A 21519-nucleotide genomic window follows, 5' to 3' on the forward strand; every position below is an offset into this window, starting at 1 on the left:
CATGCATTATTTGCCACGACACAAAAGGAATACCCGACGTTATGAGCATGTTTCAATCGGACCAAGATTCGCCGGACAATTCGGCCGCCCCTCAGGTTCCACATTCCGGGCGGGCGGTGATTTCCCGCAAGCTCAGGGAGCTTTACGATGCCGTTCAGGATGAAGGCATCCCTGACAAATTCCTCGATCTTCTCGAAAAACTCGATGAAGCCGAAAGCAAAGCCAAAATAAAGGCTTCGGAGGAATGATGGCGAAAGAGCCGGAGCAGACAGAATACAATTTCAAGCGGGAAATGCTGGCGGCGCTGCCGAACCTGCGCGCCTTCGCCATTTCGCTCATCCGCTCGAGAGACCGTGCCGACGACCTCGTGCAGGACACGATCATGAAGGCCTGGGCGAAGCAGGACAGCTACCAACCCGGCACCAACATGCGGGCATGGCTGGTGACGATCCTGCGCAACGAGTTTTACAGCCAGATCCGCAAATCCGGCCGTGAGGTGCAGGATACGGACGGGGTCTATACCTCGCGCCTTTCGGTGCCGCCCGAGCAGCACGGTTCGGTCGACCTTCAGGATTTCCGCTCAGCACTCGCAAAACTGCCTGATGACCAGCGTGAAGCGATCCTGCTGATCGGCGCCTCGGGTTTTGCCTATGAGGAAGCCGCCGAGATTTGCGGTTGCCCTGTCGGCACGATCAAGAGCCGTGTCAGCCGCGCAAGACTGCGGCTGCAGGAGCTTCTGGGTATCGAAAACGAAAATGAGTTCGGTCCGGATGCGCAGATGAGCGCGGTTACCGCCGCTGCCACGGCGCGCTGAGAGCGCTGAATTCGGACAGTGGCGAACGGGCAGGCGTGCGTCTGCCCGTTAAAACGATGACAAAGGCCGCAAACCTCTCCTCCGTCATGCCGGACTTGATCCGGCATCCAGCCACGGCGCGTCTGCGCCGTGAGAGGAGTCTTTCGCGATCAAGGACTTGATCGCGCTGGACCCCGGATCCAGCCCGGGGTGACGGTGTGCGGATGATCCGGCGAGCGCGCGCCTGCCACTGTCTCCGTGTTACCCCTTCAGATGCCGGTTTCCTTGACCGACTGCATGACCACGAAGGTCGAAGTATTGGCGACCGATGGCAGGCTCGAGATTTTCTCCCCCAGCACCCGCCGATATTTGCGGATGTCGCTGGTGCGTACCTTTAAAAGATAATCGAAGGCGCCGGCAATCATGTGGCATTCCTCGACTTCCTTGATCTTGCGAACCGCCGTGTTGAATTCCTCCAGTGCCTTTTCCCGTGTATCGGAAAGTTTGACTTCGGCAAAAGCGATGTGATCGACGCCGAGTTTGTGCGGATTGAGCACCGCCCGGAAGCCCAGAATGTAACCCTCATCTACCAACCGCTTCAGCCGCGTCTGGCACGGCGTCTTGGAAAGGCCCACCCTTTTCGACAGCTGTAGCACCGACATGCGGCCGTCTTCGCTCAAGGCCTCGAGGATCTTGAGATCGAAGTGGTCCAGATCGTCTGTTTTATGACTATTTGCCATGTTATTTCACGCCAATCGAAGAAAACAAAAGTTCATATGGCCTGTTTTATTCCAAAAATAAGGCCATAGCAATTTTCCCGGTGATGGTATTGTCAACGGCAGGATGAAAAGCGGCGGGCGGAGGACACGCTGCCGCCGACGGCCTTTCTTCAACAGCTTTTTCAGGATTTTCAGAATGGCCGATGGTGCAAGCAACGCCGGTGTAGCAATGAACGGTATTTTCCAGAATTTCGCGCCGCCGGTGCGTGAGCAAAGCCGGCTGCGCAAGGCGATCACCGCCGCCTATCGCCGCCCCGAGGAAGAATGCCTGGCCCCATTGATTGAGGCGGCAACGGTGACAGAGGAGCAGACCAAAGCCATCCGCACCACCGCCGGCAAGCTGATCGAGGCGCTGCGCGCCAAGACCAGGGGCACCGGCGTCGAAGGACTGGTGCAGGAATATTCGCTCTCCAGCCATGAAGGCGTGGCGCTGATGTGCCTTGCCGAAGCGCTGCTGCGCATTCCCGACACCGCCACCCGTGATGCGCTGATCCGCGACAAGATCGCGCGCGGCGACTGGAAGTCCCATATTGGCGGCGGGCGCTCGCTTTTCGTCAACGCCGCCACCTGGGGTCTCGTCATCACCGGCAAACTGACCTCGACCGTCAATGACAGCGGCCTTTCGGCGGCCTTGACCAAGCTGATCGCGCGGGCCGGCGAACCCGTCATCCGCCGCGGCGTCGATATGGCGATGCGCATGATGGGCGAACAATTCGTGACCGGCGAAACGATCGGCGAAGCCATCAAACGCTCCAAGCCGCTGGAGGAGCAGGGCTTCCAGTATTCCTACGACATGCTGGGCGAAGCCGCGACCACCGCCAGGGACGCGGAGCGTTATTACAAGGATTATGAAAACGCCATCCACGCCATTGGCAAGGCCTCTGCCGGCCGCGGCATCTATGGCGGTCCAGGCATCTCCATCAAGCTTTCGGCGCTGCATCCGCGTTACGCCCGCGCGCAGGCCGAGCGGGTGATGGCCGAGCTTCTGCCGCGCGTCAAATCGCTGATGCTGCTCAGCAAGAAATACGATATCGGCCTCAATATCGACGCGGAAGAAGCAGACCGGCTGGAACTGTCGCTTGACCTTCTCGAAGAACTGGCGCTCGACAGGGACCTTGCCGGCTGGAACGGCCTCGGTTTTGTGGTGCAGGCCTATGGCCGCCGCTGCCCCTTCGTTCTGGATTACATCATCGATCTCGCCCGCCGTTCGGGCCGCCGTATCATGGTGCGCCTCGTCAAGGGCGCTTATTGGGATGCGGAAATCAAACGCGCGCAGGTGGATGGGCTGGAGGACTTTCCGGTATTCACCCGCAAGGTGCACACCGACGTCTCCTACATTGCCTGCGCCCGCAAGCTGCTCAACGCTCGCGACGTGATCTTCCCGCAATTTGCGACCCACAATGCGCAGTCCATGGCGACGATCTATCACCTGGCCGGCCCCGAATTCAAACTTGGCGATTATGAGTTCCAGTGCCTGCACGGCATGGGCGAACCGCTTTACAGCGAGGTCGTCGGCAAGAAAAAGCTCGACCGCCCCTGCCGCTTCTACGCCCCGGTCGGCACCCATGAGACGCTGCTTGCCTATCTGGTTCGCCGTCTCCTGGAAAACGGCGCGAACTCCTCCTTCGTCAACCGCATCGCCGATCCCGCCGTTCCGGTCGATTCCCTGCTGGAAGACCCGGTCACGGTGGTCAAGGCTTATGCCATTCCCGGCGCACGGCACGACCGTATCGCCGCGCCCGAAGGTCTTTTCGGCCCGGACCGGAAGAATTCCGCCGGCCTTGATCTGTCCAGTGAAACAACGCTCTCCGCACTCGACAGCACCTTGAAGGCAGCTGCGGCAACCGAGTGGAAAGCCGCAGCGCCGCAGGCAAGCGGCCAGACACGGCCGGTGCTCAACCCCGGCGACCACACGGATATTGTCGGCCATGTGACCGAACCGACCGAAGCCGATGCCGAAGCGGCGATGCAGCGGGCGGCGGCCTCCATTTGGCCCTCCACCCCGGTTGAAGAGCGTGCCGCCTGCCTGGAGCGCGCCGCCAACGCAATGCAGGCCGAGATGCCAGATCTGCTGGGCCTCATCATGCGCGAGGCGGGAAAATCCATGCCCAACGCCATTGCCGAAGTGCGCGAGGCGATCGACTTCCTGCGTTATTACGCAGCGGAAGCCCGCAAGAATTTCAAGGCTGGCGAAACACCGCTTGGCCCGGTCGTCTGCATCAGCCCGTGGAACTTCCCGCTCGCCATCTTCATCGGTCAGGTGGCGGCGGCACTGGTTGCCGGCAATCCGGTTCTGGCAAAGCCGGCGGAAGAAACGCCGCTGATCGCGGCGCAGGGCGTACGCCTGCTGCATGAAGCCGGTGTTCCGCAGGATGCCGTGCAGCTTATGCCGGGCGACGGCAAGACGGGCGCGGCACTTGTCGGCTCACCGCTGACGGCGGGTGTGATGTTCACCGGTTCGACGGAAGTGGCGCGGCTCATTCAGGGCCAGCTGGCCGGCCGGGTTCTGACGAACGGCCAGCCGGTTCCGCTGATTGCCGAAACCGGCGGCCAGAATGCCATGATCGTCGATTCCTCCGCACTCGCCGAACAGGTTGTCGCCGATGTCATCGCATCAGCCTTCGACAGCGCCGGCCAGCGCTGCTCGGCGCTGCGCATTCTCTGCCTGCAGGAAGATGTGGCGGATCGCACGCTCACCATGCTCAAAGGTGCGCTGCATGAATTGCGCATCGGCCGCACCGACCGGCTTTCCGTCGATGTCGGCCCCGTCATCACCGCTGAGGCCAAGGGCATTATTGAGAAGCATGTTGACGGCATGCGGGCGCTCGGCCACCGTATCGAACAGATCACGCTTGCGGGTGAAACCGGCAAGGGCACTTTCGTGCCGCCGACCATCATCGAGATGAAATCGCTCGCTGATCTGAAACGGGAAGTATTCGGCCCGGTGCTGCATGTGATCCGCTTCAAGCGGGATAATCTCGACCGGCTGATCGACGAGATCAACGCCACCGGTTACGGCCTGACCTTCGGCCTGCATACACGCCTCGATGATACGATCCAGCATGTGCTGTCGCGCGTCGCGGCCGGCAATCTTTATGTGAACCGCAACATCATCGGCGCGGTGGTGGGCGTGCAGCCCTTTGGCGGGCGCGGTCTTTCCGGCACCGGCCCCAAGGCCGGTGGCCCGCTCTATCTCGGCCGCATGACGCAGACTGCGCCGAAGATCGACCGGGTTGCAAGCCAGCAGGATCAGGCCGCCGTTGATCTTGCCCGCTGGCTGGATGAAAACGGCGAAACCGTTGCGGCCGAAGCAGCACGGCAGGCGGCGGCGCTTTCCGGCCTCGGCTTCGAAACCGAGCTGGCAGGCCCCGTCGGCGAACGAAACGTCTATGCGCTTCATCCGCGCGGCAGCATCCTGCTGGTTCCGGCAACCGAACAGGGGCTTTACCGCCAGCTAGCGGCAGCACTTGCCACCGGAAACACGGCCGTCATCGACAATGCCTCTGGCCTCGAAAAATCGATCTACGGGCTGCCGGCAACCGTCACCTCGCGCATCGTCTGGGCGGATGACTGGGCAAAATCCGGTCCTTTTGCTGGCGCCTTGGTCGAGGGTGATGCGGAGCGTATCGTGGCGACCAACAAAAAGATCGCCACCCTGCCCGGCCCGCTGGTTCTCGTGCAGGCCGCGACCACGGAAGCGCTTTCCGGTGAAAGTCAGCCCTATAATCTCGACTGGCTGGTCGAAGAAGTCTCCGTCAGCGTCAACACCACGGCGGCCGGCGGCAATGCCAGCCTGATGAGCATCGGCTGAACGGCACGATTGCCCAAAACAAAATCGGCGCGGAAAAATCCGCGCCGATAAAAGCAATACCACAGATCATTGTCGCTCCGGATGAGCGACAGGTCACAGATGTCATTCGATGTCGAAGGACACACCCTGCGCCAGCGGCAGCGACTTGGAATAATTGACCGTGTTGGTGGCGCGGCGCATATAGGCTTTCCACGCATCCGAACCGGATTCACGGCCGCCGCCGGTTTCCTTCTCGCCCCCGAAAGCGCCACCGATTTCTGCGCCCGAGGTGCCGATATTGACGTTGGCGATGCCGCAATCCGAGCCTTCCGACGACAGGAAACGTTCCGATTCCTGAATGTCGCGGGTGAAGATCGACGAGGACAGACCGGCGGCGACAGCATTATGCGCGTCGATCGCCTGATCAAGATCGCTGTATTTCATGACATAGAGGATAGGCGCGAAGGTCTCTTCCAGCACCGGGCCAACCTGTTCAGGCATTTCGACGAGCGCGGGCTTCACATAATAGGCATCCGCCGCCCCGGTATCCACGCGTCCACCGCCATTCACCACGCCGTCATGGGCTTTCGCCGCCTCGAGCGCCTTCTGCATGCCGTCAAACGCTGCCTTGTCGACCAGCGGGCCGACGAGTGCCGAAGTTTCCAACGGGTTGCCGACGGAGACGGAGGCATAGGCCTTTTTCAGGCGCGGCACGAGCTGGTCGTAAACGCTGTCATGCACGAAGAGACGGCGAAGCGTGGTGCAGCGCTGGCCGGCCGTACCCATGGCACCGAAGGCGATGGCGCGCAGCGCCATGTCGAGATCGGCGGACGGGCAGACGATACCGGCATTGTTGCCGCCGAGTTCCAGAATGGCGCGGGCAAAACGCTTTGCCAGGCGCGGGCCGACATCACGGCCCATGCGGGTGGAGCCGGTGGCCGAAACCAGCGGCACCTTGGGGTTATCCACCAATGCTTCACCCACGGCACGATCTCCGATCAGCAGCTGCGAAAGACCTTCCGGCGCATCGCCGAAGCGGGCGGCGGCCCGTTCGAAGATGCCCTGAACGGCCAGCGCCGTCAGCGGCGTCTTTTCCGAAGGCTTCCAGACCACCGAATTGCCGCAGACGATGGCGAGTGCGGCATTCCACGACCAGACGGCGACGGGGAAATTGAAGGCCGAGATGACGCCGACGACACCGAGCGGATGCCAGGTCTCCATCATGCGGTGGCCGGGACGTTCGGTGGCGATTGTGAGGCCATAAAGCTGGCGGGAAAGACCGACGGCGAAATCGCAGATATCGATCATTTCCTGCACTTCGCCAAGACCTTCGGACGGGATCTTGCCCGCTTCCAGCGACACGAGACGGCCGAGATCAGCCTTGAAGGCGCGCAGCTCTTCGCCGAGCAACCGGATCAGCTCGCCACGACGGGGCGCCGGCACATTGCGCCATTGCTTGAAGGCGGCATCAGCCTTGTCGACCACGGCTGCCACGCCCTCGACCGAAACGGTCTTCAGGTTTGCGACCTGTTCACCCGTCACCGGGCTGAAGGACGCCATGTTGCCGCCGGTATAAAGATCGCGCGCAACACCCATTCTGTCGAGAAGGGCGGCGGCTTCCTGTTTCACGTCAAGCTTCGTGGTCGCATCCATGTCCAATTATCCTTTTTGGCTGAAAGGGGAGGAAAGGCCGTTTTTGATACGGCGCTTTCAACTCCCGTCGCTCTTCTTTCCCCGAATTTGTCAACGGTGCCGCCAAGCCGGCAAAACACCATTCCATTCTTTCCCGTAATCATATATGGGCATAACAACCCTTTTCCAATGAGGAAAGCGGGTAAGTTGATGCGAGAATGGAATGGATCCGCGCAGAAGACTGGTCCCAGATATCGTCACCCTGCAGGCGTTTGAATGCGCGGCAAGGCACGGCAATTTTACCCGCGCGGCGGAAGAACTCAACCTCACGCAGAGCGCGGTGAGCCGGCAGATCGGCGAACTGGAAGCGCAGACGGGAATGCAGCTTTTCGAGCGCATCCGCAGGCGGGTCGTGCTTTCGGAAGCGGGGCGTAAATTCCTGCCCGATGTGCGGCGCCTGTTGCAGCAATCCGAACAGCTGATGGTGCGTGCGGTTTCGGCCGGAACATCGCACGCATCGCTTTCCGTCGCAACGTTACCGACCTTTGGCTCCCGCTGGCTTATGCCGCGCCTCTCCCGCTTCATCGATGCCAATCCGGATATGGCGATCACGATCGGCTCGCGCTCGCATCCGTTCGATTTCGACGAGGAAGGTTTCGATCTCGCCATTCATTATGGCCAACCGGTCTGGGCGCATGGCACCTGCACGTTTTTATGCAACGAGGTGATCGTGCCCGTCGCCAGTCCCGCCCTGCTTGGCCGCGCCAAAGTGAACCGGGCGCAGGATTTGGCCGAACACCCATTATTGCATGTGACGACGCGGCCCAAACTATGGACGGAATGGCTGGAGATGAACGGGGTGACGGCGGGAAACGCCTATCACGGCAGCCGTTTCGACCAGTTCTCGATGATCATCGAAGCTGCCGCAAGCGGTATCGGTTTTGCCCTTCTGCCGAAATATCTCATCGAGGCGGAACTTGCCTCCGGCCGCCTCGAAATCGTCTTCGACATCCCTTTGCAGACGGACAAGAGCTATTACGTCGCCCTGCCGGAAGGGCGGCAGGACAATGCGCTCGCCCGCGCATTTCAGGCCTGGCTGCTCGAGCAGGTCGGCAAGCCTGTCTAGTCCGTTATCCCGTCACTTCGAGGACCAGAGGGAGACCTCATCAAGCCCAGGAAGATCGGGGCCGACCGGCACGATCCGGGTCGGGTTGAGCGCCTTGATGGAATAATAACCGCGCTTGATATGGTCGATATTGACCGTGTCGCGCACGCCGGGAACGTTCAGCATCCGCATCATATAGGCCTGCAGCGCGGGATAATCGGCAATGCGGCGAAGATTGCATTTGAACAGGCCGTAATAGGCGGCGTCAAAACGAACCAGCGTCACAAAAAGCCGGACATCCGTTTCGGTCAGAAGATCACCGAAGAGGAAAGGTCCGCCCGTCGCCAGCCGTGTCTCAAGCTCATCGAGCGTTTCGAAAACCTCGGCAAAGGCTTCCTCATAAGCCACCTGCGTGGTGGCAAACCCGGTTCTGTAAACGCCGTTGTTGAGACGCGGATAGATATGCTCGTTGAGAGCGTCGATCCCGTCGCGCAGCGCCGCCGGATAAAGGTCGATCGCATTATCGGCGAGATCACCGAAACCGGAATTCAGCATGCGCAGAATATCGGCAGATTCATTGTTGACGACGGTTTTCGTCTTCCTGTCCCAAAGCACCGGGACGGTGGCACGACCGGTATAATGCGGGTCGGCGCTGGTATAGGCCTCATGCACGTGGGTGAAACCATTCAGCACGTCCCGATCCGAACCCGGATAGTCGCCGAATTTCCAGCCTTCGTCCGAAAGCGCCGGCTCGACCACGGAAACGGAAATCACCTCTTCGAGCTTCTTCAGCTTGCGGCCGATCAGCGTTCGCGATGCCCATGGGCAGATCAGCGCGACATAGAGGTGGTAGCGACCGGCCTCAGCCGCAAAACCGCCCTCGCCCGTTGGTCCCGCCGAGCCATCAGGCGTTACCCAGTTGCGGAAACCGGAGGTTTGGCGAACAAAGCCACCCTTCTTGTCGGTTGCCTGCACCGGATGCCATTCGGCGGTCCATTTTCCATCCACGAGCATTTGCGGCTCCCTGTTCATCTAAAGATGAAAGCCTTATGGGCCGGGTCGCCACCTCGCCACAAGCCACGCTTCGGTTGACGCACTGTTTCCGATCGGCAGAAGGGTTCACAGGCGATTGCGGAAAAACGGGTTCCAGCGCACGGTGCCGAGCCTTACCTTTTCGCGGATCATCGTCAGAAGTCCCGATCCAGCGATGACCGCTAGACCCAGCACCGCAACGGCGTCAGGATATTCGTGAAAGAAGGTCATGCCGATCGCCACCGCCCAGAGGATTTGCGAATAATGCGATGGCGCGATCTGGCTTGCCGGCGCGATGCGGGTCGCGACCAGAAGGGTGATCTGTCCCGTCGCCGTGCAAAGGCCGATGAAAGCGAAGGCCAGAAGCTGGTGCAGGTTGGGCATGACGAAATCGGGAATGGACGCGATCCCATTAAAAGTCAGGCCGTAAATCAACAGCACACCCATGATCGAGGTGCGCTTTTCCTTTCCCGCCAGCGAGCGCAGCAGCACGATGGTCATCGCCGCCAGGAACGCCACGCCGATGGCGGCAAAATGCCCGAGTTCGAGCGACTTGAAGCCCGGCCGCACCACGAGGATGACGCCGACGATGCCGGCCAGAACCGCCGCCCAGCGCCATGGGCCGATATTCTCCTTCAGCACCACGGCGGAAAGCACGGTGACGAAAAGCGGCGACAGGAAGATCAGCGCATAGGCTTCCGCCAGCGGAATGGTGGTGAAGGCATAGATGCCGAAAATGCCGGCGAAGAGGCCGGAAATCGCGCGGCCATGCACGGCGAATGGCCGGCTCATCCGCCAGAATTCACGCCACCTTTCCTCACGCGGCTTGCTGAAGAAGATGAAGATGCCGGAGAAGAGAATGCTGAAGAAGCCGATTTCGAAAACGCTGATCTGCGATCCAAGCGACTTGATGGTGGCATCGCCCATGGAAAAGGTCGCATAAGCGAACAGACCGAGCAGAAAACCCTTTTGCATTTGACTTCCCCGAACACCGACCGCAACGCAAAGCTTCTCCCGGTCGCGTTAAACGCGACCCGGACGCCCCTTTGTGGGACAGACAGTCTGGCAGATTTGATCCTCAGCCCTATGGCTAGACCCGGCTACCTATGAGTGCAAGCCGCAAAAGACGCAAAATTGCCCGATTGGACCCGGCCGGTGCAAATGGCTGCAAGGTGCGGCAAATTTGTCCCGCCACCGCCATCACATCACCGTCATGGAAAGAGGTTAGCCGGTGTTCATCGTGGCGCTTGGCGACGGGCGTGAAGGCGGCTAAATATTATCGTGTAATTTTCGCCCGCCGATTTCCCCGGCTGGTATTGCCGCGTTAACATGGCCTCGCTAACCGAAAGGAAAAAGAATGCGGATAGTGATGATCGGTTCGGGTTATGTCGGCCTCGTGTCCGGCGCGTGTTTTGCAGATTTCGGCCACGATGTGGTCTGCGTCGACAAGATGCCGGAGAAGATCGAGGCCCTGAAAAACGGCCATATTCCGATCTTCGAACCGGGTCTGGAGACGATCGTCGCCAATAACGCCAGGGCCGGCCGGTTGAGTTTCACCACCGATCTTTCCGCTGCCGTCGCCAATGCCGAGGTCGTCTTCATCGCGGTCGGCACACCCTCGCGGCGCGGCGATGGCCATGCGGATCTCGGTTATGTCTATGCGGCGGCAAAAGAGATCGCCCATGCGCTGGACGGTTTCACCGTCATCGTCACCAAATCGACCGTTCCGGTCGGCACCGGCGATGAGGTGGAGCGCATCATTCGCGAGGAAAATCCCTCCGCCGATTTCGCCGTGGTGTCCAACCCGGAATTCCTGCGCGAAGGGGCAGCCATCGAGGATTTCAAGCGGCCGGACCGTATCGTCGTCGGCCTTTCGGACGAGCGGGCCCGCCCTGTCATGACCGAAGTTTACCGTCCGCTCTACCTCAACCAGTCGCCGCTGCTCTTCACCACGCGGCGCGCGTCGGAACTGATCAAATATGCCGCCAACGCCTTTCTGGCGATGAAGATCACCTTCATCAACGAAATGGCGGACCTCTGCGAAAAAGTCGGCGCCAATGTACAGGACGTGTCGCGCGGCATCGGTCTCGATGGCCGCATCGGCTCGAAGTTCCTGCATGCGGGCCCCGGTTATGGTGGATCCTGTTTCCCAAAGGATACGCTGGCGCTTGCCAAGACCGCGCAGGATTATGACGCGCCGGTGCGGCTGATCGAAACCACCATCGCCATCAACGACAATCGCAAGCGCGCCATGGGCCGCAAGGTCATCAATGCCGTGGGCGGCGACGTGCGTGGCAAGAAGATCGCCGTGCTTGGCCTCACCTTCAAGCCCAATACCGACGACATGCGCGACAGCCCGGCGATCGCCATCATCCAGACCCTGCAGGACGGTGGGGCAAAAGTGGTCGGTTACGATCCCGAAGGCATGGCGAATGCCCGCCATCTGATGGAGGATATCGAATACGCAACGGGCCCCTACGAGGCAGCGCAAGATGCCGATGCCGTGGTGATCGTGACGGAATGGAACCAGTTCCGCGCGCTTGATCTGCCGCGCCTGAAGGCGATCATGAAAAGCCCTGTTCTGGTGGACCTGCGTAATATTTACCGCACCGATGAAGTTGCCGCGCATGGTTTCATCTATGCCGCCGTCGGCCGCCCGCATGAGGATACCGCCGGCAAGGAACTCTAGCGCTTCGTCGTCTGGAATTTCACTGAAACAATTCTCGCGCTTCGGTTTAACCGCAAACGCACCAACAGATTCGGGATATAGTCATCATGCGTTATCTGGTTACCGGCACGGCAGGCTTCATCGGCTTTTACGTCGCAAAGCGGCTGCTGGATGCCGGACACTTCGTGACCGGCTTCGACGGCATGACGAAATATTACGATGTCAGCCTGAAAGAAAAACGCCACGCCATCCTTTCCCGCTCCAACGGCTTCCGGGCCGAAATCGGTATGCTCGAAGATACCGATGCGCTGAAGCGGGCGGCGGAGGCCGCAGAACCTGAGATCATCATCCATCTCGCCGCCCAGGCCGGTGTTCGTTACAGCCTTGAAAATCCGCGCGCCTATATCGATTCCAATCTCATCGGCTCGTTCAACATGCTGGAGCTCGCGAGAAGCCTTGATGTCAAACACCTGATGCTGGCATCGACCTCCTCCATCTACGGCGCCAACGAAAAAATCCCCTTTGCGGAAAGCGACAAGGCCGACGAGCCGATGACGCTTTATGCCGCCACCAAAAAATCGATGGAGCTGATGGCGCACAGCTATGCCCATCTGCACAAATTGCCCACCACCGCCTTCCGCTTCTTCACGGTCTACGGGCCGTGGGGACGGCCGGACATGGCGCCGATCAAATTCGTCGACGCCGTCTCCAACGGCCGGCCAATCGACATTTATGGCCAGGGCAATATGAGCCGCGACTTCACCTATATCGACGATCTGGTCGAAGGCATCGTCCGGCTGAGCCAGATCATCCCGTCGGAAGAAAACCGGGTTACACAGGATGGTGTCATCGACACGCTCTCGCACCACGCGCCCTTCCGCGTCGTCAATATTGGCGGCGGCCAGCCGGTGGAGCTGATGCATTTCGTCGAAACGATCGAAAAGGCAGTCGGCAAGCCGGCAATCCGCAACATGCTGCCGATGCAGCAGGGCGACGTTCCGCGCACCTTTGCCTCACCCGATCTTCTGAGGGCGCTGACCGGTTATGTGCCGCAGACCCCGGTCGAAGAGGGCATCAAGGCCCTCGTCGCCTGGTATCGGAAAATGCAATCAGCCGAACTGCGGGAGTAGTTCAGAGCGTTGCGAGCAACCGGTTGGAGAGGGCCCCACCCGATGCGGCCTGCATGGAGACTTTGGTTTCCACCGCGTCGATGATCGTATCACTGAAATCGACATTGGTGAGTTCGAGGATATTCGACAAGCCACCGGGCGAAAACACATTCACTTCCAGTATCTTGTCACCGACGATATCGAGCCCGACCAGAAACATGCCGTCCTCCACGAGCTTCGGCCGCATCATTTCGGCAAGTGCCACGATGTCGTCCGTCACCTTCACGGCTTCCGCCGTGCCCTGGGCGTGGATGTTCGAGCGCAGATCGCCTTTCGCCGGCACACGGCGGAGTGCGGCATATTTGCCGTCCCGCATCAGCGGTCGGCCATTCATCATGAAGAAGCGGATGTCCCCGTCCTTGGCGGCCGGCAGATAGGCCTGCGCGATCAGATAACCCTCGAGGCTCACCGCCTCGAAAATCTGGTTGAGATTGGCTTCCTTGCTGGAACCGATCTTGAAGACGTTCTTGCCGCCCGAACCCTGCAGCGGCTTGACGATGACGCCCTTGGGATGCGCATCGGCAAAGGCGCGGATCTCATCGACATTGCGCGAAATGATCGTGGTCGGCCGGACGATTTCCGGAAAGCTCTGGAAATAGAGCTTGTTCTGGGCGAGCGCCAGACCTTCCGGATCGTTCAGAACCACGACGCCGCGCTGTTCGGCAAGCCGCCCGAACAGGATGCCGGCATGCACCGCCCACGGCCGCGTCGTCTGGTCGAGCGACGGGTCGTTGCGCAGCATCAGTGCATCGATTTCCTCGATATCCATGGTCCGCCGCTCCAGCGCCTTATCCTGAAGCGTGGTGTGGAACGTCTCGCCCTTTTTGATTTTCGCCTTCGGCAGCACGGTGGCATGGATGGTCAGGCTGTCATCCGAGCGCAAAGTGAAGTCGCCGGGCGTCAGGTAGACTACCTCATGGCCGCGATTGAGCGCCGCCATGGCCAGCAGGCCGGTGGCGTAATTCGGTCCCTCGGTTTCGATTGAATTGACGAAAAATGCGATACGCATGAAGCCCCTCCTATAATGTTGCCAGTTCGGCAATGGATAATCCCGCCCGTATTTTTTCCAGCCGTTCATTGGCCTTGGCGGGCAGCAGAAATGCGGGTCTGACACCCGGCGGACGCAAAAGGCCGCGCAGGGCCAGTTCCTGCATGACCGGGAAATGTTGAGCGGCGATCTTGCCCATCCAGAATGGATCAAGCGCCCCGCCCCTGCGCAGATGCTCCAGCACCTCGGCCAGCCCGCGCAGATAAATGGCGTCCTTCGACAGGCCGCCGCCGCGATAGATGCGCAGCACCATATTGAAGGCGCCTGCCTCGTCGAAACCGTGATCACGGGTCATGATGCGGAAGGTCTCAACGAATGTCGCGCCATCAAGCATGGTGGCGCAGCCGACGACGCGGCCGGCAATCAGCCGCAGGCGCTCACGCGTCATGCCACCGGCCAGATGTTCCGCCAGCACCGCCAGCCCTTCCTGCACGCCCTCGTAACCGGAAAGGCCGGTGCGGAAGAGCCGCAGGCCCTGAAACGAACCGTTGAAATAGGTAAGAAGATGCACGCCGATCTCATGCGACAGCAGTGCTTCGACACGGCGCTGTTCCATGACGGTGTGGCGGGAAATCAAGAGCTTCTCGCCCGTCACCATCAGGCCGGGCGGCAGGTCGTCGCGGATTTCGACGCGAGCCTTGAATTCCGGCTCTTCCGCCAGATAGGTCTCGACCATCTCGCGCGATTTTCTGGCGACCGCGTAACAGTCCACCATGGCGATTTCGCCGCTTTCCTGGGCGCGTGGGCAATCCTCAAGCACACGAAGCGCCAGCGTCAGAAGAGCGGGTTCGACGGCGCCATAGAGGGCGCGTGAAAAATCGGTGAAGGTGCGATGATGCAGGTTCGCAAGCATCGTCAGTTGCAGGTCGATCTCCTGCTGTTTCTCCCGGTAGAGGTGATAGAGCACCGGGTCTTCCAGATGATCGAAAACGACGGAATAGAGCTTGCGTTTCTGCTCCTCGACATCAACGCCGAGCGGCCGGTAAAGCAGGCGTGGCGCAAACTGAAAGCTGCCATCGCGAAACTCCTCAAAGGCCCGGCGGGCATTGATCGGCGTAACCGACAGAAGAAAATCGAAGGATGAAACGATCTCATCCACCGAGCGGTCGGCACGCCGGACGGCATCGACAAAGGCCTTGCGGCCAAGCGCCCGGTGGCTGGTGACCTTCAGCGCATCCATACCGGCGGAAAATGACGAGAAGGCCTGCAAACCCGCATCGAAAAGATCGGCAATCATCGTTTCGCGCAGGCCGGGATAATCGGCACCGGATTCCGGCTGTCGATAGATCGGCGCGAAGCGCACGCTGATGCAGGGAAAATCCAGACCGGTATTCTGAAACCTGAGGATCGGATCGGCTTCCGGCTCCGGCCGGGTGATACGCGGCGTGCGAAACCGCACTTCGGCATCACAGACGGCCTTGATGAAGACCCGGCGGGCTTTCTGCGTTTCCGGTTCTGAAGTCGCTGAAACGGAAACCTCATAATGCGGCAGAAAGGGGGAGTCGTCGGCCAGTAGAATATCGTGTTCCAGTTCACCGATATCGAGGACTATGAAGGCGCCGAAACGCTGCAGCATGGCGGCGCCCACAGCCTCGATCAGCGGCGCGGCCTCCTGAATGGTGGAAGCGATGAGATAGGATGCATGGGCGGCGGCAATATCGCGCGCGGCAAGATCTTTCGTACCTCCCGTCAGATGCAGGCAGAGGAATGGCAGCGGCCGGTCGATGTGCAGCCTGCCGTTTTTTCCGACATCCCGGCGGATAGCCTTGCCGCCCTCCAGGCAGGCGACGACATCATCCACCAAGTCGACGATGGGAAAAGGCTCGCTGCGGGCGGAAGAAACGCTCATCGCCGCGACCCCAGGCATTTTTCGAGAACCGGCTGAAGGGCAGCGATCATATCACGGATATCCGATATCACCCGTGTGTCCGGTCTTCCCGTCCACTCATCCATGAAGAATTTCTTGAACTCGATCGCGATCGCGCAGCCGTTTTCGGCAAAGCGTTCGTGGATAAAGCGGGTCTGTTCCCCTTTGCCCTGAAACGCCACGTTTTCGCGAACATCAAGGCGTCGACCACCGATGGTCGCTGAGGCGAAATGATGACCGACAGCACTGACCACATCGCTCCAGCGGTTGCGATCCATGGAAAATGTACCGATATTGATATCGGGCGCTTCCGCCTGCGCCGTCGCAGGCGCGGCAGCGCCCTGCCGGCGATGATTATAGCTGTGCACGTCCAGAACCACGAAAGCACCATGCCGTCGCTCCACCGTCGACAGAACCGCCTCCAGCATCGCATAATAATCGGCGTGGAAATCGAGCGATTGCCGGAGCGCTTGTTCTGCCGGCTGCTCGTTCCAGACTTCAAGCCCCCAGGATTGCTCGGGCTTCAGGTAAATCGCCTGATCGGCAGCGCGGTTGAGATCGATTTCGAAGCGAGAATGATGAACAACGAGACGATTTGTCAGCCCCGAAATCATCTCGCCGGTGAAGGGGTCTTCCTCGCGCAGCCTCTGCTCAGGTGAAAGAGCCATGAGCCCCGCCACTTCCGGGCGAATGAAATGGCCGTCATGAATGGCTGTGCCGACAACGGGGGAATTGCCGAAGTCGATCGACCAGAAACCCTTGTTTTGGTTGTGACCGTAATGTTCGCCGTCGCTGTGTCTGGCTGCCATGCTGCCTCCCCTGCATCGGGTGTAAAACAACGCGACTTGCCCGTTTGTTCCGGGAAAAATTGCGCACGATACATTTGCCCCCTGCACGGACACCGCCCGAAAAACTACGGAACCATACCGGAAAGCTCACGTTGTTCTGGCAGGAGGGCCGCCGTGTCAAACGGACGTGATGGTGCCGAAGAACATCGGGATTTTTCCGTTTTCTCCCGTTGGCCAACGAAGCGGCAGTCGAGCTTCTTACCCATCCGGCGCCCCTCCGTCCCCACTTTCCGCGCACAAGGAGCTGCGACATGGAAAAGACCGAAACGCGCAAACTTGCGGAAGAATATCTGCGACTTGGCGGCACACGTCAGGTGATGATCGACGATAACAAGACCTTCGTGCGCCAATGGGATCAGGAACCGGCAGACGCTGAGACATTCTGGCAAACGCACATCGAAAATCTCGAGGCCGAACGCCGCAAGGACGTGGAATTTTTCCTGCCCTCGGTGAATTCGGACAAGGACGACTGAACACAGAAGGAGACAGACATGACTTCAATCAACGCTGCAAAAATCGTCATTCTCGCAACCGACGGCTATGAGCGCTCGGAACTCAGGGTGCCCTACGACCAGCTGAAGGCCAGAGGTGCCGATGTAAAGATCGCTTCGATCAAAACGGGCGAAATCAAGAGCTGGGATGAAAAGAACTGGGGCGACAGCATCGCGGTGGATCTTTCCGCCAAGACCGTCAAATCGGATGATTTTGACGCGCTGGTTCTTCCGGGCGGCCAGATCAACCCGGATATTCTGCGCCATGATGAGGATGCGATGCGCGTGGTGCGCGATTTCGTCAAATCCGGCAAGGTGGTGGCTGCCATCTGCCATGCGCCCTGGCTGCTGGTGGAGGCGGACGCCCTGCGCGGTCGTGACGCCACCTCTTACTGGTCGATCAAGACAGACCTGAAAAATGCCGGCGCCAACTGGAAGGACGAAAAGGTGGTGACGGACAAGGGCATGATCACCTCCCGCAGTCCCGAGGACCTCGATGCCTTCGTTGCGAAAATCGTCGAAGAGGTTGAGAAAGGTCGCCACGAGCGCCGCGCCGCCTGAGGACCAAACAACCTGTGCCGCCGGTTTCCGGCGGCACTTTTATTGGGAGAGACCCATGAAAAGCAGATTGCTGGCGAGCGGCGCGGAGCGCACTTTCATTCTCGTCATCGAGCCGGAGGAAGAAGCCTTCGAGGCCATCCGCCGTTTTGCGGGCACGGAGAACATCAACGCCGCTTCGGTGACGGCCATCGGTGCCTTTTCAACGGCAACCCTCGCCTTTTTCGATCTTTCGACGCGGGAGTACAAGGAAATACCGGTCACCCAGCAGAGCGAGGTTCTGAGCCTGCTCGGTGACATTACCCTTGATGAAAACGATGACCCCAATCCGCATCTGCATGTGGTTCTGGGTTTTGCCGACGGGTCTACAAAAGGCGGCCATTTTTTGAAGGGCGTGGTGCGACCAACGCTTGAAGTGGTCATCCGCGAAACACCCGCGGAATTGCGGCGCAGCTATCGCCCGGAATTCGGTATCGCCCTTATCGATCCCGCCAAATAAACGGCGGAACTGGAAAAACACCATTGCGTTATTCCCCCATGTGAGGGGCGGCATGGCGGCAGCAATCAATCGAAAAGACACCGGTGACGATGAGGTCAGACAGTTTCTGACCGGTCTGGCACGCGGCACGGCGGGTGCCCTGCTGTTTGCCCTGCCGATGCTGATGACCATGGAAATGTGGTTTCTCGGTCTTTACATCAATCCGTGGCGGCTGCTGCTACTCTGCATCCTCAACCTGCCGCTGCTGCTGCTTCTCGCTCGCCGCATCGGCTTTGAGAATATTCATTCCTGGGGCCAGGCGCTGCGTGACGCGATCACGGCCTATGGGCTCGGCATAGCCGTAAGCGCCGCTGTGCTGCTGCTGTTCGGTATCCTGAACGACCAGATGACCGTCTCCACCATCATCACCAAGATTGCGCTGCAATCCGTGCCGGCGAGCATCGGCGCGTTGCTCGGCCGCAGTCAGCTCGGCCAGCATTCGGATGCGCAGGACGAAGAGGAAGGCGAATATTCCGGCAAGACCGGTTATCTGCACGAACTGTTCATGATGATGGTCGGCGCGCTCTTTCTCAACCTCAATGTCGCGCCGACGGAAGAAATGATCCTGATCGCCTACAAGGTGACGCCCTATCACATTCTGGCGCTTTGCCTGCTGTCGATCGCCATCATGCACGGCTTTGTCTATGCGCTTCATTTCAAGGGCTCTCACCAGCTGCATGAGGGGCAGCATTGGTGGCAGTCCTTCATCCGTTTTACCCTGCCGGGCTATGTCATCGCCATCGCCATCAGCATCTACACGCTCTGGACCTTCGAGCGTCTCGACCATACGTCGCTGTCGCAGATCATGAGTGCCGCCGTCATTCTGGGCGTTCCCGCTTCGATCGGCGCGGCCTCCGCCCGATTGATCCTGTGAGGACAAGATGACCACATCGAAGGGTAACAAACACACCGAAAGTTCCGATCCCCACTGGGTAGAATGGGTGACAGGCGCGATCTGCACGCTTCTCGTCGCGGCCATGCTCGGCTGGATCGCCTACGATATCTATCGTTACCAGCCGGAGGATGCCCGTTTCGAAATAGCCGTCACCAGCGTGGAGGGGCAGTCCGGTCCATACCGCGTGAAGTTCGATATCCACAATCTCTCGATGACGACGGCAGCGCAGGTGCAGGTGCGCGGCGAGCTGCAGCAAGACGGCACGATGCAGGAAAGCGCTGATGTGACATTCGATTATGTCGCCTCGGAATCAAAGGACGCCGGCACGCTTTTCTTCCGCAACGATCCCCGCCGCGGAACACTCAATCTCAACGTCTCCGGCTATACCGAGCCATGAGACCTTTCAGGACTATTTCATGCCGACATCCAAACTGACGAAAGAACGCGATCTCAGGGATTCAAAGCCGCTCTGGGCCGATAGCCCACGCATCGGCATCCGCAGCGGAACGACGCCAAAAGCCGACCGTTATGACACGATCGTCGTCGGTGCTGGCATAAGCGGCGCGCTGGTGTCGCACGCGCTGCATCGCCCGGGGCAATCCATGCTGATCATCGACAAGAGAGAACCGGTGATGGGCAGCAGCGTGGCCAGCACCGCGATGATCCAGCACGAGATCGACACGCCGCTGACGGAACTGAGGAAGATGATCGGCAAGGATGCCGCCGACAGGGCATGGCAGCGCTCGGCCCGCGCCGTCTTGCGTCTCGAAGAAATCGTCACGTCGCTCGGCATCTCCTGCAGCATGGCGCGCAAGCAGGCACTTTACCTTGCCGGAGATGAAATGGGGTCGCGTGCGCTGAAGGCGGAAGCAGCTGCGCGCGGGGAGGCCGGCATCGAGGCCAGGTTCCTCAGCGCTGCGGAACTGAAAGAACAATATGGCCTGGAGCGGACCGCTGCCATTCTCAGCGATATCTCGGCTTCCGCCAACCCCGCGCAGCTGACAGCCGGCCTGTTGCGCCACACGGCGGGTGCAGGCGGTGAAATTGTCTCACAGCTTGAAATCACCGATCTTAGAAATCTCGGTGACGAGGTGGTCCTTGCGACGGCTGAGGGCAAAATCCTGTCCGCCCGCAATGTCGTCTTCTGCACCGGATATCAATTCCTGAAAATGCTCGAAAGCCCGCAACACCAGATCATTTCCACCTGGGCCCTGGCGAGCAGGGAAGGACTTGAGCTGCCGGACTGGCTGGAGAACCACATCGTCTGGGAGGCTTCCGACCCCTATCTTTATCTGCGCACCGATCGAAACGGACGCATGATTGCCGGCGGCGAAGATGAGGAAAACCCTACCTCCTTCCAGTCGGAGCGCAAGCTGGCCTCTAAAACGAAGATTATCCGTAGCAAGATCGAAAAACTGCTCGGCGTCGATATCGGCGAACCGGAATATCGCTGGGCAGCGGCGTTTGGCACCACCACCACGGGCCTGCCGCTGATCGGCGCAGTTCCCGGCATGAAGAATATCTATGCCGTCATGGGTTTTGGCGGCAACGGCATCACCTTCAGCCAGATCGCCGCCGAGATCGTCGCCGCCGCCGTTAATGGCGGCAAGGACCCAGACGCCGATCTTTTCCGCTTCGGTTGATGCCCGGTCAGTCTTCCTTGATACCGGCGGCCACCTGCATGCGGCGAAGTGTCCAGAGAACGATGATGCCGACGCCGGAGGCTAACAGCGCGAGCGGCCACATGCCGAGCCCGGCGGAGAGGCCGATCGCGGCCGAAAGCCACATGCTCGCCCCCGTCGTCAGGCCTTTGACATCACCCTTGGTATAAACGACCACACCCGCCGCGAGAAAGGCGATGCCGGCCGTCACGGCCTCCACCAGCCGGATGGGATCGAGCCGCGCCGCCTCATGACCTTCCGCCATCGTCTCCATCATGTGGATGGTGATGACACAGAAGGTGACGGCAGCAAGGCCGATCAGCATGTTGGTGCGCAGACCGGCGGTATTCTTGTGAAATTCCCGTTCCAGACCGATCAGGCCGCACAGAATGACCGCGCCAAACACGCGCACCAGCAGCACCTCGAAAGGCATGGAAACATTCATGGAAAATTCTTCTGCAAGGCTCTGGGGCACTGTCGTGTCTCCTCCCGAAATTTCATCACCAGTAAGTTCGGGAAGGCCGGTTGGTTCCGCGCGGCAATATAAACGTTGCGCGCAACGGAGCCGGAACCATAGGGGCGGCGAAAGGTTTGCCTCCCGTGCGCATGGGCGCACATCCTGCATTTTCATACCATGGGAGAAGG

At 59.9% G+C, this 21519-nt stretch carries 20 protein-coding genes; 12 read left to right on the forward strand and 8 right to left on the reverse strand.

Going from position 1 to position 21519, the window contains the following annotated elements; all coding sequences use genetic code 11:
* Positions 1-41: 41 nt before the first annotated feature.
* Together QSV77_RS21850 and QSV77_RS21855 are read left to right on the forward strand one after the other, a co-directional pair.
* Positions 42-248 (forward strand): NepR family anti-sigma factor, encoded by a 207-nt coding sequence (locus QSV77_RS21850; RefSeq protein WP_142842402.1) that lies wholly within the window; start codon positions 42-44, stop codon positions 246-248.
* Entirely contained in the window at positions 248-814 is a 567-nt protein-coding gene (locus tag QSV77_RS21855; protein ID WP_142842403.1) for a sigma-70 family RNA polymerase sigma factor, read from the forward strand. Before QSV77_RS21850 ends, QSV77_RS21855 begins: the two co-directional genes overlap by 1 nt.
* Positions 815-1062: 248 nt before the next feature.
* On the opposite strand, the gene QSV77_RS21860 is transcribed toward QSV77_RS21855, so the two are convergent.
* Complete coding sequence (locus QSV77_RS21860) at positions 1063-1533, reverse strand: Lrp/AsnC ligand binding domain-containing protein (protein WP_142842404.1); 471 nt, start codon at positions 1531-1533, stop codon at positions 1063-1065.
* A gap of 175 nt (positions 1534-1708) precedes the next feature.
* Here QSV77_RS21860 and putA point away from each other — a divergent pair, with 175 nt between their 5' ends.
* Entirely contained in the window at positions 1709-5383 is a 3675-nt protein-coding gene (gene putA / locus QSV77_RS21865) for a trifunctional transcriptional regulator/proline dehydrogenase/L-glutamate gamma-semialdehyde dehydrogenase (protein ID WP_302735040.1), read from the forward strand.
* Positions 5384-5485: 102 nt separating this feature from the next.
* Here the strand turns inward: putA and QSV77_RS21870 are convergent, their stop codons facing one another.
* Positions 5486-7015, reverse strand: coding sequence for an aldehyde dehydrogenase family protein (locus QSV77_RS21870; protein WP_142842407.1), 1530 nt, complete (start codon positions 7013-7015; stop codon positions 5486-5488).
* 202 nt (positions 7016-7217) lie between these two features.
* On the opposite strand from QSV77_RS21870, the gene QSV77_RS21875 reads away from it, so the two are divergent.
* Complete coding sequence (locus QSV77_RS21875; protein ID WP_142842408.1) at positions 7218-8120, forward strand: LysR substrate-binding domain-containing protein; 903 nt, start codon at positions 7218-7220, stop codon at positions 8118-8120.
* 12 nt (positions 8121-8132) lie between these two features.
* Here QSV77_RS21875 and QSV77_RS21880 read toward each other — a convergent pair whose 3' ends face one another.
* A complete protein-coding gene (locus QSV77_RS21880) occupies positions 8133-9113 on the reverse strand; it encodes a glutathione S-transferase family protein (protein WP_302735041.1) in 981 nt (326 codons plus the stop codon).
* Positions 9114-9218: 105 nt separating this feature from the next.
* On the reverse strand, positions 9219-10106 hold the full coding sequence (locus tag QSV77_RS21885) for a DMT family transporter (protein ID WP_142842410.1): 888 nt from the start codon (positions 10104-10106) through the stop codon (positions 9219-9221).
* 382 nt (positions 10107-10488) lie between these two features.
* On the opposite strand from QSV77_RS21885, the gene QSV77_RS21890 reads away from it, so the two are divergent.
* Complete coding sequence (locus tag QSV77_RS21890) at positions 10489-11820, forward strand: UDP-glucose/GDP-mannose dehydrogenase family protein (protein WP_080828280.1); 1332 nt, start codon at positions 10489-10491, stop codon at positions 11818-11820.
* An 86-nt stretch (positions 11821-11906) separates the two neighbouring features.
* A complete protein-coding gene (locus QSV77_RS21895) occupies positions 11907-12929 on the forward strand; it encodes an NAD-dependent epimerase (protein ID WP_302735042.1) in 1023 nt (340 codons plus the stop codon).
* 1 nt (position 12930) lies between these two features.
* On the opposite strand, the gene QSV77_RS21900 is transcribed toward QSV77_RS21895, so the two are convergent.
* The 3 genes from QSV77_RS21900 to QSV77_RS21910 are packed head-to-tail and all read right to left on the reverse strand — an operon-like array spanning position 12931 to position 16692.
* Positions 12931-13977, reverse strand: coding sequence for a glutathione synthase (locus tag QSV77_RS21900; RefSeq protein WP_269701745.1), 1047 nt, complete (start codon positions 13975-13977; stop codon positions 12931-12933).
* Between the two features lie 10 nt (positions 13978-13987).
* Positions 13988-15865 carry a flavohemoglobin expression-modulating QEGLA motif protein gene (locus tag QSV77_RS21905; protein WP_302735043.1) on the reverse strand — a complete coding sequence of 626 codons (1878 nt, stop codon included), beginning with the start codon at positions 15863-15865 and terminating at the stop codon, positions 13988-13990.
* Complete coding sequence (locus QSV77_RS21910; protein ID WP_302735044.1) at positions 15862-16692, reverse strand: N-formylglutamate amidohydrolase; 831 nt, start codon at positions 16690-16692, stop codon at positions 15862-15864. The genes QSV77_RS21905 and QSV77_RS21910 overlap by 4 nt, the downstream gene beginning before the upstream one ends.
* Positions 16693-16982: 290 nt before the next feature.
* Between QSV77_RS21910 and QSV77_RS21915 the strand changes: the two genes are divergently transcribed.
* From QSV77_RS21915 to QSV77_RS21940, 6 genes are read left to right on the forward strand one after another with little or no spacing between them, the layout of a single operon-like run.
* Positions 16983-17204: a hypothetical protein gene (locus tag QSV77_RS21915; protein WP_142842415.1), complete on the forward strand. Its 222-nt coding sequence runs from the start codon at positions 16983-16985 to the stop codon at positions 17202-17204.
* An 18-nt stretch (positions 17205-17222) separates the two neighbouring features.
* Entirely contained in the window at positions 17223-17783 is a 561-nt protein-coding gene (locus tag QSV77_RS21920) for a type 1 glutamine amidotransferase domain-containing protein (RefSeq protein WP_302735045.1), read from the forward strand.
* 55 nt (positions 17784-17838) lie between these two features.
* The gene (locus QSV77_RS21925; protein WP_302735046.1) at positions 17839-18279 is read left to right on the forward strand and encodes a PPC domain-containing DNA-binding protein; all 441 of its coding nucleotides are present in this window, start codon (positions 17839-17841) and stop codon (positions 18277-18279) included.
* A gap of 52 nt (positions 18280-18331) precedes the next feature.
* Positions 18332-19192: a TIGR02587 family membrane protein gene (locus QSV77_RS21930; RefSeq protein WP_302735047.1), complete on the forward strand. Its 861-nt coding sequence runs from the start codon at positions 18332-18334 to the stop codon at positions 19190-19192.
* 7 nt (positions 19193-19199) lie between these two features.
* On the forward strand, positions 19200-19610 hold the full coding sequence (locus tag QSV77_RS21935; RefSeq protein WP_302735048.1) for a TIGR02588 family protein: 411 nt from the start codon (positions 19200-19202) through the stop codon (positions 19608-19610).
* 19 nt (positions 19611-19629) lie between these two features.
* Positions 19630-20856 carry an FAD-binding oxidoreductase gene (locus tag QSV77_RS21940; RefSeq protein WP_302735049.1) on the forward strand — a complete coding sequence of 409 codons (1227 nt, stop codon included), beginning with the start codon at positions 19630-19632 and terminating at the stop codon, positions 20854-20856.
* A gap of 7 nt (positions 20857-20863) precedes the next feature.
* Here QSV77_RS21940 and QSV77_RS21945 read toward each other — a convergent pair whose 3' ends face one another.
* Complete coding sequence (locus QSV77_RS21945; protein WP_149901167.1) at positions 20864-21349, reverse strand: MgtC/SapB family protein; 486 nt, start codon at positions 21347-21349, stop codon at positions 20864-20866.
* Positions 21350-21519 lie beyond the last annotated feature (170 nt).

Source organism: Agrobacterium sp. V1, from assembly GCF_030518355.1.
Classification (GTDB): domain Bacteria; phylum Pseudomonadota; class Alphaproteobacteria; order Rhizobiales; family Rhizobiaceae; genus Agrobacterium; species Agrobacterium cucumeris.

Excerpts from the sequence above, each read along its gene's own strand:
- QSV77_RS21850 (WP_142842402.1), top strand. The coding sequence starts at position 42 with ATGAGCATGTTTCAATCGGACCAAGATTCGCCGGACAATTCGGCCGCC.
- QSV77_RS21855 (WP_142842403.1), top strand. The coding sequence starts at position 248 with ATGGCGAAAGAGCCGGAGCAGACAGAATACAATTTCAAGCGGGAAATG.
- QSV77_RS21860 (WP_142842404.1), bottom strand. The coding sequence starts at position 1,533 with ATGGCAAATAGTCATAAAACAGACGATCTGGACCACTTCGATCTCAAG.
- putA (WP_302735040.1), top strand. The coding sequence starts at position 1,709 with ATGGCCGATGGTGCAAGCAACGCCGGTGTAGCAATGAACGGTATTTTC.
- QSV77_RS21870 (WP_142842407.1), bottom strand. The coding sequence starts at position 7,015 with ATGGATGCGACCACGAAGCTTGACGTGAAACAGGAAGCCGCCGCCCTT.
- QSV77_RS21875 (WP_142842408.1), top strand. The coding sequence starts at position 7,218 with ATGGATCCGCGCAGAAGACTGGTCCCAGATATCGTCACCCTGCAGGCG.
- QSV77_RS21880 (WP_302735041.1), bottom strand. The coding sequence starts at position 9,113 with ATGCTCGTGGATGGAAAATGGACCGCCGAATGGCATCCGGTGCAGGCA.
- QSV77_RS21885 (WP_142842410.1), bottom strand. The coding sequence starts at position 10,106 with ATGCAAAAGGGTTTTCTGCTCGGTCTGTTCGCTTATGCGACCTTTTCC.
- QSV77_RS21890 (WP_080828280.1), top strand. The coding sequence starts at position 10,489 with ATGCGGATAGTGATGATCGGTTCGGGTTATGTCGGCCTCGTGTCCGGC.
- QSV77_RS21895 (WP_302735042.1), top strand. The coding sequence starts at position 11,907 with ATGCGTTATCTGGTTACCGGCACGGCAGGCTTCATCGGCTTTTACGTC.
- QSV77_RS21900 (WP_269701745.1), bottom strand. The coding sequence starts at position 13,977 with ATGCGTATCGCATTTTTCGTCAATTCAATCGAAACCGAGGGACCGAAT.
- QSV77_RS21905 (WP_302735043.1), bottom strand. The coding sequence starts at position 15,865 with ATGAGCGTTTCTTCCGCCCGCAGCGAGCCTTTTCCCATCGTCGACTTG.
- QSV77_RS21910 (WP_302735044.1), bottom strand. The coding sequence starts at position 16,692 with ATGGCAGCCAGACACAGCGACGGCGAACATTACGGTCACAACCAAAAC.
- QSV77_RS21915 (WP_142842415.1), top strand. The coding sequence starts at position 16,983 with ATGGAAAAGACCGAAACGCGCAAACTTGCGGAAGAATATCTGCGACTT.
- QSV77_RS21920 (WP_302735045.1), top strand. The coding sequence starts at position 17,223 with ATGACTTCAATCAACGCTGCAAAAATCGTCATTCTCGCAACCGACGGC.
- QSV77_RS21925 (WP_302735046.1), top strand. The coding sequence starts at position 17,839 with ATGAAAAGCAGATTGCTGGCGAGCGGCGCGGAGCGCACTTTCATTCTC.
- QSV77_RS21930 (WP_302735047.1), top strand. The coding sequence starts at position 18,332 with ATGGCGGCAGCAATCAATCGAAAAGACACCGGTGACGATGAGGTCAGA.
- QSV77_RS21935 (WP_302735048.1), top strand. The coding sequence starts at position 19,200 with ATGACCACATCGAAGGGTAACAAACACACCGAAAGTTCCGATCCCCAC.
- QSV77_RS21940 (WP_302735049.1), top strand. The coding sequence starts at position 19,630 with ATGCCGACATCCAAACTGACGAAAGAACGCGATCTCAGGGATTCAAAG.